This window comes from Promicromonospora iranensis, assembly GCF_028994775.1.
In the GTDB taxonomy this organism is placed as follows: domain Bacteria; phylum Actinomycetota; class Actinomycetes; order Actinomycetales; family Cellulomonadaceae; genus Promicromonospora; species Promicromonospora iranensis_A.
In genome coordinates, this window is the sequence record NZ_JAJQMN010000002.1 from 246,528 (window position 1) to 259,216 (window position 12,689).

Annotated in this window: 10 protein-coding genes; 2 read left to right on the forward strand and 8 right to left on the reverse strand. The window is 72.8% G+C overall.

From position 1 onward, the window contains the following. Positions 1-87 precede the first annotated feature (87 nt). The gene (locus tag LUU90_RS03940) at positions 88-585 is read left to right on the forward strand and encodes a GyrI-like domain-containing protein (protein WP_275001980.1); all 498 of its coding nucleotides are present in this window, start codon (positions 88-90) and stop codon (positions 583-585) included. A gap of 89 nt (positions 586-674) precedes the next feature. On the opposite strand, the gene LUU90_RS03945 is transcribed toward LUU90_RS03940, so the two are convergent. The 5 genes from LUU90_RS03945 to LUU90_RS03965 all read right to left on the reverse strand — a co-directional run bounded on the left by LUU90_RS03945 (position 675) and on the right by LUU90_RS03965 (position 6,891). Continuing rightward, positions 675-1,766 carry a uroporphyrinogen-III synthase gene (locus LUU90_RS03945; RefSeq protein WP_425596192.1) on the reverse strand — a complete coding sequence of 364 codons (1,092 nt, stop codon included), beginning with the start codon at positions 1,764-1,766 and terminating at the stop codon, positions 675-677. Between the two features lie 52 nt (positions 1,767-1,818). Next, positions 1,819-2,661, reverse strand: coding sequence for a uroporphyrinogen-III C-methyltransferase (gene cobA, locus LUU90_RS03950; RefSeq protein ID WP_275001982.1), 843 nt, complete (start codon positions 2,659-2,661; stop codon positions 1,819-1,821). Then, positions 2,658-3,092 (reverse strand): nitrite reductase (NAD(P)H) small subunit family protein, encoded by a 435-nt coding sequence (locus tag LUU90_RS03955; RefSeq protein ID WP_275001983.1) that lies wholly within the window; start codon positions 3,090-3,092, stop codon positions 2,658-2,660. Before LUU90_RS03955 ends, cobA begins: the two co-directional genes overlap by 4 nt. Further along, entirely contained in the window at positions 3,089-5,689 is a 2,601-nt protein-coding gene (gene nirB / locus LUU90_RS03960) for a nitrite reductase large subunit NirB (protein WP_275001984.1), read from the reverse strand. Before nirB ends, LUU90_RS03955 begins: the two co-directional genes overlap by 4 nt. A gap of 122 nt (positions 5,690-5,811) precedes the next feature. Further along, a complete protein-coding gene (locus LUU90_RS03965) occupies positions 5,812-6,891 on the reverse strand; it encodes a Fic family protein (RefSeq protein WP_275001985.1) in 1,080 nt (359 codons plus the stop codon). Between the two features lie 98 nt (positions 6,892-6,989). Here LUU90_RS03965 and LUU90_RS03970 point away from each other — a divergent pair, with 98 nt between their 5' ends. Next, positions 6,990-7,172 carry a hypothetical protein gene (locus LUU90_RS03970; RefSeq protein WP_275001986.1) on the forward strand — a complete coding sequence of 61 codons (183 nt, stop codon included), beginning with the start codon at positions 6,990-6,992 and terminating at the stop codon, positions 7,170-7,172. A 79-nt stretch (positions 7,173-7,251) separates the two neighbouring features. On the opposite strand, the gene LUU90_RS03975 is transcribed toward LUU90_RS03970, so the two are convergent. The 3 genes from LUU90_RS03975 to LUU90_RS03985 are packed head-to-tail and all read right to left on the reverse strand — an operon-like array spanning position 7,252 to position 12,622. Next, on the reverse strand, positions 7,252-8,940 hold the full coding sequence (locus LUU90_RS03975; protein WP_275001987.1) for an FAD-dependent oxidoreductase: 1,689 nt from the start codon (positions 8,938-8,940) through the stop codon (positions 7,252-7,254). Next, positions 8,937-11,252: a molybdopterin oxidoreductase family protein gene (locus LUU90_RS03980; protein WP_275001988.1), complete on the reverse strand. Its 2,316-nt coding sequence runs from the start codon at positions 11,250-11,252 to the stop codon at positions 8,937-8,939. The genes LUU90_RS03975 and LUU90_RS03980 overlap by 4 nt, the downstream gene beginning before the upstream one ends. Positions 11,253-11,254: 2 nt before the next feature. Continuing rightward, a complete protein-coding gene (locus LUU90_RS03985) occupies positions 11,255-12,622 on the reverse strand; it encodes an MFS transporter (RefSeq protein ID WP_425596178.1) in 1,368 nt (455 codons plus the stop codon). Positions 12,623-12,689: the final 67 nt, after the last annotated feature.

Consider the following 12,689-nt stretch of genomic DNA (forward strand, 5'->3'; position numbering starts at 1 on the left):
CACCCGTAACGGACGGAGGGTGCGGAACGTTGAGCCCGTACAGCAGGGCCGCCGATGAGTTCCGTGCTCCCGGTCGGTCCCCCCAGCATGAGCCAGTTCCGTGTCGAGACACGCCCCGAGACACCTACCGTCGGCATCACCGAGAACGTCACCATGACGGGGTTCGCGAAGATAGCGGACCGCATCCCCGAGATCGTGGCCTGGCTGGCCGAGCGCGACACGCATCCAGCGGGCCCGCTGTTCTTCCGCTTCCACGTGATCGACATGGCGGCCGAGCTCGTCGTCGAGGCAGGCTTCCCCGTGCCTGACGACGCCGCGCTCACCCCGTCCGGCGACGTCACCCTCGGCACCGTCCCCGCCGGGCGGTACGTGACGACCGTCCACCACGGGCACCCCGACGAGCTGATCGACGTGACCGGCGCGCTGCTGCAGTGGGCGGCCGGGGAAGGGCTCACCTTCGACCGGCACGACACCGATGCCGGCGATGCGTGGGCCGGCCGGTTCGAGTTCTACCTCACGGACCCGCGCGAGCAGCCCGACATGGCCGAGTGGGACACGGAGCTGGCGTTCAAGCTGGCCGACTGATCCGCCGACCCCCACAACCCACTTCGAGGTCTAAGTTCCTCCGCTCTGAATCGGTTCAGAAGGGAGAAACGTAGACTTCGAAGAGAAGGTCAGGCCAGCTCGATGCGGTAGCCGCGCTTGACCACGGTGCGGATCAGGTCGCGGCGGCCCGCCGCCTCGCGGAGGCGCGCGATCGCGACCTCCGCCGCGTGGGTGTCCTGCGAGTCGCCCGGCAGCGCGGCGAGCACCTGCTCGCGCGGCACGACGTCGCCCTCGGCCGCGGCGAGCAGCCGCAGCACCGCGACGCCCGTCGGCGACAGGGGGAGCACCTTCCCGTCCAGCACCGCCACGCGTGCCCGGATCACCAGCGACCCGGCGACGGTGCCCAGCGCCACGGAGTCGATGTGCTCGTAGTGGCCCACCAGCGCGCGGACGAGCGCCCCGAGCCGGCCGCGCTCGGGCTGCAGGGGCACGATGCCCCGGCTCTCCAGCGGCTTCGCCGTCACGGGTCCGACGGCGGCCGCGACGGTGCCGCCGTCGACGAACCGCGCGCGCACGCGGTCGAGCAGCCGCTCCTCCTCGACGGTCCGCAGCCAGGCCTCGGCGCCGGGGGCGGAGGTGAACACGACGGCGTCGATCTCGCCGTCGGCCAGCGCGTGCACCGAGGCGCGCACCGCCGCTGGATCGGGCGCCGGTCCCCACCGGTAGACGACGAGGCTGGCGACCTGGGCGCCCGCCTTCTCGAAGACCTCGTCCAGACCGTCGGCGCCCGCGCCGTGGTGCTGGATCGCGATGCGCAGACCCTGCACACCCTCGCTGAGCAGCACCTCCGCCACCTCGGCGGACGTCTCGGACTCGGCGACCCAGTCGGCCTGCAGTCCGGCGGCCTGGATCGCGCCGCGGGCCTTCGGGCCGCGCGCCACGATCCGGGTCTTCCGGAGCAGGTCGAGGAGCGGCTCCGCGAGGCCGTGCGCGTCGGCGGCCTCGATCCAGGCGCGGAAGCCGATCCCGGTGGTGACCACGACGACGTCGGGCGGGGCGGAGAAGATCGCGCGCGTCGCGGCGATCAGGGTCTCGTCGTCGACGTGCGGGATCATGCTCAGCGCGGGCGCGTGCCGGATGGTGGCGCCGCGTCGTTCCAGCGCCGCTGCGAGCTCGGCGGCCCGGCGCTCGGCGGTGACGAGAACCGTCGCCCCGGCCATGACCTGGCCCAGCGTCGGGTGGGTCGCCTGGGCGTGCGCAGGCGCTGCGACATCAGACACCGGCACCTGCCAGACGTCGCTCACTCGTATCCTCCACCGTTCCGACCAGGAGTCCTTCCGCTGCCACACGGCCGATCACGACGACCGCAGGTGACCGCACCCCGCGAACCGCCGCCACACCGGCGGCCTCGTCGAGACGTGCCCGGGTGACGCGCTGCTCCGCGGTGGAACCGTTCTCCACGATCGCCACCGGGGTTGCGGGATCGGCGCCTGCGGCCAGGGACTGCGCCACGATCGCGCCGAGGGACCGCACCCCCATCAGTACGACAAGAGTAGCCGTGGCATCACGCACGCAGGCCACGGCGGCGGCGTCGAGCGGTCCGGGCAGGTCAGCCGCACCGTCCGACCCGGCGACCAGGGAGTCGGCGGACCCGGCGGCGCAGTGGCCGGAGACGACGTGGAAGCCCGTGGTGACCCCACGGTGGGTGAGCGGGATCCCGGCAAGGCCGGGCACGGCGACGGCTGACGTCACCCCGGGCACGACCTCCACGGGGACGCCGGCGCTCACGCACGCGATGACCTCCTCGCCGCCCCTGCCGAGCACGAAGGGGTCGCCGCCCTTGAGCCGCACCACGTGCGCGCCCGTCAGGGCGTGCTCCACGAGCAGCTCGTTGATGCGCTCCTGCGGCACGGGGTGCCGTCCGGGTTCCTTGCCGACGTCGACCACGCGGACGTGCGGCGGGAGCTCGGCGAGGATCTCGACGGGCCCGAGCCGGTCCGCGACCACGACGTCGGCGGACTGCAGCGCGCGCCACGCCCGCAGCGTCAAGAGGTCCACCGCCCCGGGCCCACCCCCGACCAGCGTCACCCGGCCCGTCGTCGAGGCGGCTGTCACGGGAGGCCCACGTGGACCACGCCGTCCCGGATCTCCACCGGGTAGGTCACCAGGTCCGCCGGCAGGTCCCCCTTCGGGGTCTTGTCCGCCGCCACCAGGCACTCGCCCGTGAGCAGGGAGAAAACCTGCTTGTAGACCGGGGCGGCCACCGTGGGCACGCCGGCCCGCGTGCCGACGATCCCGCGCGACATCACGTGCGCCCCGGAGAACGGGTCGAGGTTCTGCACCGCGTAGACCTGGCCGGCCTGAACCGGGTCGGCCGGGTCCTCCGCGAGACGGAAGAGCGCCACCTGCACGTCGCCGAAGAGCGCCGCCGCGCCGCGCTCGGGGAACAGGTCCGTGAGCAGGCAGGCCCGCTCCCAGCGGACCGGGCCGTCGGACACCAGGGTCGTCCCGGGCGCCTGCGCTTCTGACACGTCGTCGGAGCTCATGCTCGGACCTCCAGCTTCGGGCCTGCGATGACGACGCCGGACGCGCGCTCCTCAGCCGTGGCGGGACGGCGCTGGCCGCGCTCCTCCACGTAGGCGAGGGACGGGTCGGCGTCCTTGGGGGCATTGACGAACGACGAGAACCGGCGCAGCTTCTCCGGGTCCTCCAGCACGGCCTTCCACTCGTCCTCGTAGTTCTCGACGTGGCGGGCCATGGCGGCGTCCAGGTCGGCGCAGATGCCGAGCGAGTCCTCCATGATGACCTCGCGCACGCCCTCCAGGCCGCCGTCGACCTCCTCGATCCACGGCGCGGTGCGCTGCAGGCGGTCGGCCGTGCGGACGTAGTACATGAGGAAGCGGTCGATGGTGCGCAGCAGTTCCTCGGACGTCAGGTCCTCGGCGAGCAGCTTCGCGTGCCGCGGCGTCTGACCGCCGTTGCCGCCCACGTAGATGTTCCAGCCCTTGTCCGTGGCGATGACGCCCACGTCCTTGCCGCGCGCCTCGGCGCACTCGCGGGCACAGCCGGAGACGCCCATCTTGAGCTTGTGCGGTGAGCGCAGGCCGCGGTAGCGCAGCTCGAGCTCGACGGCCATGCCCACGGAGTCCTGCACGCCGTAGCGGCACCACGTCGACCCGACGCACGACTTCACCGTGCGCAGCGACTTGCCGTAGGCGTGCCCGGACTCGAAGCCGGCGTCGACCAGCCGCCGCCAGATGTCCGGCAGCTGCTCGACGCGCGCGCCGAACATGTCGATGCGCTGGCCGCCGGTGATCTTCGTGTACAGCCCGAAGTCCTTGGCGACCTGCCCGACGACGATCAGCCCCTCCGGCGTGACCTCACCGCCGGGCATCCGTGGCACCACCGAGTACGTGCCGTCCTTCTGCAGGTTGGCGAGCATGTGGTCGTTGGTGTCCTGCAGCGTGGACTGCTCACCGGCCAGGATGTGGCCGTTGCCCAGCGACGCGAGGACCGAGGCGACCACGGGCTTGCAGATGTCGCAGCCGCGGCTGCCGACCACCGGGGTCCCGAACCGGGCCACGATGTCGCTGAACGAGTGCAGGTCGGCGACCCGGACGGCGTCGAACAGCTGGGCGCGGGACATGTCGAAGTGCTCGCACAGCGCGGTGCTGACCTCGATACCCGCACGCTCCAGCTCGGTGTCGACGAGCTTCTTCACCAGCGGGAGGCAGGCGCCGCACGTGGTGCCTGCGCGCGTGCAGGCCTTCACGCCGGGGACGTCGGTGCACTGGTGCTCGGTGACGGCGCCGCGGATCGCCCCCGCGGAGACGTTGTTGCACGAGCAGACGTTCGCCTCGTCGGGCAGCTCCAGGTTCGGTGCGCCGCCGCCGCCCTCGGGCAGGAGGAACGCGCTCGGGTCGTCGCCCGGCAGCTCCGCGCCGAGCATCGGGCGCAGGCTGGCGTACGGTCCGGCGTCGCCCACGAAGACACCACCCAGGAGGGTGCGGGCATCGTCGGACAGGACGAGCTTCTTGTAGACGCCGGCCACCGGGTCGGCCCAGACCACCTCGACGGCGTCCTCGGTGCGGGCGTGCGCGTCGCCGAACGAGGCGACGTCGACGCCCGAGAGCTTGAGCTTGGTGGCGGTGTCCGCGCCGGGGAACTCCGCGAGGCCACCGAGCAGCCGGTCCACGACCACCTCGGCCATGGTGTTGCCGGGCGCGACGAGACCGATGCAGCGGCCCTCGATGCAGGCCACCTCGCCGACGGCCCAGATGTGCGGGTCCTCAGTGCGGCAGGACAGGTCGACGACGGCGCCGCCGCGCTCACCGACCGGCAGACCGGCCGCGCGGGCGAGCTCGTCGCGGGGCCGCACGCCGGTGGCCACCACGACGACGTCGACGTCGAGCCGCCCGCCGTCGGCGAAGTCCAGCCGGCCGACGTGGCCGGTGCGCCGGTGCGGCTTCATCTGGCTGGTCGCGGTCTCGGCGCGCACACCGATGCCCTTGCCGTTGATGAGGCGCTTTAGCGCCTGGCCACCACCGAGGTCGACCTGCACGCCCATGAGGTGGGTACCGAACTCGATGACCGTGGCCTGCGCGTCCAGCGCGGTGAGCGCACCCGCGGCCTCCAGACCGAGCAGGCCGCCGCCGATCACGGCACCGCGCACCGGCTTGCCCTCGGGATAGCTCTTGCGCTTCTGCTCGACCCAGCCCCGCAGCGCGGCGACGTCGTCGATGGTGCGGTACACGAAGACGCCGGGCAGGTCGTTGCCCGGGATCGGTGGCATCGCGGCGCTGGAGCCGGTGGCGAGCACCAGCTCGTCGTAGGCGTGGACGTGGCCGAGCCGGTCGGTGACGGTCTTGGCCTCGCGGTCGATCGACTCGATCTTCCGGTCGGTGTGCAGGGTGACGTACGGGTCGGCCCAGAGGGCGGGGTCGCCCAGGGCGATGCCCTCGGGACCGTCCTCGAACCAGCGCGTCAGCCCCACCCGGTCGTAGGGCGCGCGTGGCTCTTCCGCGAAGACGGTGACGTGGTAGCGACCGGCGTCGTCCCGGGCGCGCAGCGCCTCGACGAGCCGCTGCGCGACCATGCCACCGCCGATCACGACAAGGTGCTGAGAACCGCCGGAGTTGACCATGTCTTGACCGTAGAGCGCGGGTTTTTCGCGCTGGTGCGCCGGTGGTTACCCGGGCCGAACATCTTCCTCACAGGGCCGGGAGGAGGCCGGTGAGTGCAGTGAGTGCAGTGAGTGCAGTCGGGTCAGGCGCGGATCAGGCTCTGCGCGAAGTGGTCCAGGACTCCGAGGATGCCGGGGTGCTGCCAGACCCGGTTACGGCGCAGGCCGGTTCGCTCCTCCAGAACGCCGGCGTCGGCCAGCTGGCTAAGCGCGTTCTGTGCGCTCTGCGCCCCCAGACCGACCTGGTCGGACAGGTAGCTCGCATTGAGCACCGGGTGGGAGAGCAGGTACGGGAGCACCTTCCACGCCGAGGCCTGAGGACGCAGGCCGGCCATCCGGTCGCGAGACTGCTCGAGCTGCGCCGCGAGGTCGTCGATCAGGCGCGCCCCCGCGGTCGCTGCGAACCGCGAAGCAGCAGAGAACTGCTCGACGATCGGCCGCGCATCCCCGTCACGGTAGGCGGTGAGTGCTCGGAAGTACCGATCGGTGTCCTTCAGCAGGCCCGCCGATACGGGCGCCGTCGTACTCGTCACCAGTCGCTTGGCACGGAGCATCGAGTGCACGAGCGCGCGGCCTGTCCTGCCGTTCCCGTCAGTGAACGGGTGGATGTTCTCGAACTGAGCGTGCGCCACGGCAGCCTGAACGACGACGGGAAGATCGTCCCTGCGGACGAAGGCCATCAGGTCCTCCATCGCCCCCGGTACGAGCGCTGCCTGCGGCGCCACGTGGGACGCTCCGCGCGGGCTCACGGAACTCGTCCCGATCCACACCAGCTGGTCGCGCCACTGGCCGGCGTGCTCCTCCCAGCCTCGCTGGCCTGACAACAGCGCCCGGTGCATCTCCAGCACGGCGGCGATATCGAGACTGTCTGCCAGGTCGAGCGCCGCCTCCATGGCACGGACGTTGGCGACCACGGTCCGCGCGTTGTCCGACGTCGACTGGTCGATCTCCGCGAGCGCGAGCTGCCCTGCGCCAGCTGTCAGGTCCTCGATCTCCGACGACGACGTGGACTCGGTCCGCAGCAGGATGGAGCTCATCGGCCCGAGCGACGGGCTCGACTCCCCGAGTACGGCGCGAGCGTAGTCGTCGAACCTGCTCAGGGCAGCGGCCGCCTCCTCCGTATCAGCAGCGAGGTCGGCTGCGACGTCGGGAGTCCACTCCACGATCCGCGGCGGGACTCGTCGTCGGCCTGGCGCGGGCGGAGAGCCTCGCCGACCTGGCCTGGGACGTGCCGTCGTCGCTCCTCAACCCGCTGGTCGGGATGATCAGGCATCCGCGGCCCGTCACACAGTCTGTGGACGGCGGCGGCCCGGTGATGCCGATGCGGGACGCCGCCGAGACGTTCACGGAGATCTCCGGTGTGGCACGCCGGGTGCTGCCGGGCGCAAGCATCCGCCGCCGCCTCTTCTTCCGCTACACGCTGGAGTGGACGAGCCCGGCATAACCAGGGTCCGCATCTGCCCAGCGATTGGGCCCGTTTCCGCAGTGAGTTGTGGGCCCAACCGCTGGGTACAAAGCACGCCTCATGCCGGTTCTGGGACCGGGTTTTTCGTCTCCTGCAGCCAGTCGACCAGCCCGCACACCGCGTCCCTGCACGAGCCGCAGCCCGTCGTCGCCCGGGTGTCGCGTGCGACCTCCTCGACCGTGTGGGCACCCGCTCCGCACGACTCGGTGATGTCGCCCTTGGTCACGCCGTTGCACCGGCACACCACCGCGTCGTCCGGCATGTGCTCGGGGGACGACGCCGGGGCCGCCGTCGGCATCACCGGCGTCAGCAGCAGGAACGCGGGGTCCACCGGGACCGGGGTGCGGCGCGTGTAGGCGGCGGTGAGGTCGGCGGCGACCCGCGGGTCGCCCACGCAGGTGGCGCCCACGAGGATGCCGTCGGACACCACGACCTCGACGTACCGGCCGCCCGCCGGGTCGGCCAGGCGGACCGCGCGCTGCGTCGCACCCTTGGGGCGTGACGGCCCGCAGACCCCCATGGTGGTGACGCTGAGCGGGCCGCCCTTGACCTTCACGACGTCGGTCCCGCGGGTGTCGATGCCCCGGTCCGACTGCGCGCGCGTGGTCGCGCCGCCCGCCAGCAGGGCGCCCAGGCGGACGGCCATGCTGGGCTGGGCGGCGTCGTGCGGCAGGCGGAGGTGGGCGGTGGGCTCGGCGGGGGTCGCAACAGGCTCAACCAGCGAGGAGACAGGCTCGACCAGCGCAAACACCGGCTCGACCAGCGAGACCAGCTTCTCGGCCAGCCGGCGCGCCTGGTCCCAGCCCTCGGCGACGAGCCCGCGCGAGCCCTCCGGCGGCTGCGCGCAGTCGCCGATCGCGTGCACACGCGGGTCGTCGGGGCTGGCGAGGTCGTGGCCGACGACGATGCCGCGGTCCGTCGAGAGTCCCGCCTCCGCGGCGATCCCGGTCTCGGGGATGGTGCCGACGGAGAAGATGATGAGCCTGGCGGCGACCACCTCGTCGCGCTGCGCCGCACCCCCGTCGCCGGTCGGGACTCGGTCCGGGTTGCCCTTGACCCGGATCCCCACCGCACGTCCACCTGCCACGAGCACCTCGCTGGACAGACAGTTCGGCAGCACCGCGACGCCCTGCGCCTCCAGGCCCGACCGGACGACGGCCGCGGCCTCCGGGTCGAGCTGGCGCTCCATGAGGGACGGCACGTTGTGGATCAGGGTCACGCTGAGCCCTCGGCCCGCGAGCCCGACGGCGGCCTCCAGCCCCAGCACGCCGCCGCCCACCACCACGACGCGCGGCGCGTTCACGGTGGCGGCGACGATCTCGCGGGCGTCGTCGAGGGTGCGCAGCGCGTGCACGCCGGCGGGCAGGCCGCCGTCGGCCGTGCGGAGGCCGGGGATCGGCGGGATGCGGGCCGCCGCGCCGGTCGCGAGCACCACGTGGTCGTAGGGGTGCGTCGTGCCGTCGTCAGCGGTCACGACCCTCGACTCCCGGTCGATGCCGGTCGCCGTGACGCCCCGGAGCACGCTGACCCGGGCGCCGTCGGGCAGGGGCATGGTGATGGCGGCGACGTCGGTACGGCCGGCCACCACGTCGCTGAGCAGCACCCTGTTGTACGGCTCGTACGGCTCGGCGCCGAGCACCGTGATGTCGAACGCCTCGGGCTCGCGGCGCAGCAGCTCGTCGACGAGCCGCGAGCCGACCATCCCGAAGCCGACCACGACCACCTTCACGGGGACACGTAGGTTCATGTCGAGAGCTCCTTCGCTATGGGACGCCGCCGGTCGAGCTTGTCGAGACCCGATGTCGCCAGGGTCTCGACCGGCTCGACCGGCGGAGTGACAGGCTCGGCCCCTGCCGGAGCCACCGTGACGTCCACGGCGCAGACCTTGAACTCCGGCATGCCGGAGACAGGGTCGGTCGCGTCGGTCGTCACCTGGTTGACGGAACCGATGCCGCTCCAGTGGAACGGCATGAAGACGGTGTCGGGGCGGACGGCGTCGGTCCAGCGCGCGACGGCCTCGACCCGGCCGCGGGAGCTGGTGAGGCGCACGCGGGCGCCGTCGGGCACCCCGATGCGGAAGCCCAGCATCGGGTGCAGCTCGACGTACGGCTCGGCCACGAGGCGCTCCAGCTCTGCCACGCGGTGCGTCTGCGCGCCCGACTGGTAGTGCTGCAGCACCCGGCCCGTGACCAGGTAGAACGGAGCACCGGGGCGCACGTCGTCGCTCGGGCCCACGTGATCGACGACGACCATGCGCGCCCGCCCGTCGGGTGTGGCGAACCGCTCGAGGAAGAGCCGCGGCGTCCCCGGATGCTCCGCCGGGGCGGCCGTGCCCACGGCTGCGGCGGGCGCTGCGGCGCCTGCCGCCGCGGCGGGTACCGGCCAGAACAGGCCCGGCCCACCGGAGGCCTCGTCGGCGTCGAGCCGCGCGTGGGACAGCCCGGAGTAGTCGGCAGGGCCGCCCGCGGAGGCGCGGGCCAGCTCGTCGAACACCACCGCCGGGTCGGTCGGGAACGCCAGCGCCTCGGGCGCACCGAGCCGGCGCGCCAGCTCGGCGAGGATCCACAGCTCGGAGCGCGCCTCGCCCGGGGGCGCCACGACGGCGCGACGGCGGATGACCCGCCCCTCGAGCGACGTCATGGTGCCCTCTTCCTCGGCCCACTGCGTCACGGGGAGCACGACGTCGGCCAGCAGCGCCGTCTCGCTCGGCACGAAGTCGCAGACGACCAGCAGGTCGAGGCTCTTGAGCCGCTCGATCACGCTGCTCGCGTTGGGTGCGCTGACCACGAGGTTCGACCCGTGCACCAGCAGCGCGCGCGGCCCGCCCGGCGTGCCGAGGGACCTGAGCAGCTGCACCGCCGGGAGGCCCGGTCCGGGCAGCGTCTCCGGGTCGACGCCCCACACGGCCGCGACGTGCTCGCGTGCCGCCGGGTCGTCGATCTTGCGGTAGCCGGGGAGCTGGTCGGCCTTCTGGCCGTGCTCGCGGCCGCCCTGCCCGTTGCCCTGCCCGGTGATGGCGCCGTAGCCCGACCCGACCCGGCCCGGCAGGCCCAGGGCGAGCGCCAGGTTGATCGACGCCGTGACCGTCGCTGTGCCCTGCGTGGACTGCTCGACGCCGCGGCCGGTCAGCACGTACGCGCCGGCCCCGCCGTGTACCGGCGCGGCGGCGGCCAGCAGCCGAGCCACCCGGCGGAGCTCGGTGGCGGGAACGCCCGAGACGGACTCGACCCGTTCCGGCCACCAGCCTGCGACCGAGCGCGCGACGTCGTCGAACCCGGTGGTGCGCTCCGCGAGGTACGCGCGGTCGGCGAGTCCTTCGGCGAGCACCACGTGGAGGAGCCCGAGCAGGACGGCGAGGTCCGTGCCGGGCACGGGCGCGAGGTGCACGCCACCGGCGGGCTGTTCCGACGCAGGGTCCGCCAGCCGGGCGGTCGCGGACCGTCGCGGGTCGACGACGACGAGCCCGCCCGCCGCCCGCGCCCCGGCGAGATGCTGCACGGCCGGCGGCATGGTCTCGGCCAGGTTCGAGCCGAGGAGCAGCACCGCCTGCGCACCCCCGACGTCGGACAACGGGAAGGGCAGACCGCGGTCGACGCCGAAGGACCTGTTCATCCCGGCTGCCGCCGAGGCCATGCAGAACCGGCCGTTGTAGTCGATGTTGGGGGTACGCAGCACCGTGCGCGTGAACTTGCCGAGCGCGTAGGCCTTCTCGTTGGTGAGCCCGCCCCCGCCGAACACGGCCACCGACCCGGGGCCGTGCTCCGCGGCCAGGGCCGCGAGCCGGGACGCGACGAGGTCGAGCGCCACGTCCCAGCTCACCGGCTCCAGCTCACCGGACGCGCCCCGGACCAGCGGGGTGACGAGCCGGTCGGACGCCCCGAGCACCGCCGCCGACGTCCAGCCCTTCTGGCACAGACCGCCCCGGTTGGTGGGGAAGTCGCGGGGCTGCACCTCGGGTGCGGCCGTCACGTCCGTACGGGCCCGCGTCAGCGACATCCCGCACTGCAACGCGCAGTAGGGGCAGTGCGAGTCGACGGTGGTTCCGGGGGAAGCGAGCATGTTCAGACCCGTGCCTCTGCCATGGCGCCGCGTCCGTAGACGAACCAGCACACGAACGCCATCACGGCGTAGACCCCGATGAACAACCACAGGGCGGGCACGAGCGACCCGGCCGCCGTGGTGGACAGCGCGAACCCGCGCGGGATGAGGAACCCCCCGAACGCACCGATCGCGCCGGCGATGCCGATGCACCCGGCGGCGGCCTTCGCCGTCGCGCCGCTGACCCGGAAGACCGCGGGGATCATCCGGTAGACCGAGCCGTTGCCCACGCCCGTGGCCACGAACAGGATGAGGAAGGAGCCGAAGAACACGGGGAAGCTGCCCGTCCCGAGCGCCCAGATCGCGCCCATGGCACCGAGCGCCATCACGCCGAACGAGGCGATGGTCATGATCATGCCGCCGACCCGGTCGGCGAGGATCCCGCCGAGCGGGCGGGCGATCGAGCCGACGAGCGCGCCCATGAAGGCGAGCGGCAGCGCGACGTCGGGGAACTCGGCCTTGAGCAGCGTCGGGAACGCTCCCGCGTACCCGATGAACGAACCGAACGTGCCGATGTAGATGAAGCTGATGATCCACGTGTGCTTGTCGTGGACCGCCACACCGAACGAGCGCGGGTCCGCCTTGGCGGTGCTGAGGTTGTCCATCCAGCGCCAGGCGAGGAACGCGGCGAGCAGGATGAACGGGATGAAGATGAGACCGGCCCGGTCGAGCGCGACTCCCGCGCCGGTCACGATGACGAGCGGCACGGCGAGCTGGACGGCCGCCGTGCCGATGTTGCCGCCTGCGGCGTTCCAGCCGAGGGCCGCACCCTTCTCCCGCTCGGGGAAGAAGAACGAGATGTTCGCCATCGACGACGCGAAGTTGCCGCCGCCCAGACCTGCGAGCGCCGCCGCACCGAGCAGCAGGGGGAACGGGGTGGTCGGGTCGCCGACCGTGCCGATCAGGGCGCCGATCGGCAGCAGGAGGAGCAGCGCCGAGACGATCGTCCAGTTGCGGCCGCCGAACACGGGGACCGCGAACGTGTAGGGGATACGGAGCGTGGCACCGACGAGGGCGGGCACCGAGATGAGCCAGAACATCTGGTCGACGGTCAGGTCGAAGCCGGCCGCGGGCAGCTGCGGCACGACGATCGACCAGAGGGCCCAGGCACCGAACCCGAGGAACTCCGCGAAGATCGAGAGCACGAGGTTGCGGCGGGCGGTCCGGCGGCCGCCGTCCTCCCACAGGGTCTTGTCCTCGGGGTCCCAGTGGTCGATCCAGCGGCCGGTGTGCCGCTGGACCGCTGACTTCGGCGCCGCTTCGGTGGCGATCGAGCCGGTGGGCTCGCTCGCGGCCGAGGTCTGGTCGTCGCGTGTTGTCGGAGTGGACACGTTGTCCTCCCTGCATGGGCGTATGCCCGACGACGCCGGGCGCGCCCGGATCGACAGGCGCCGGATC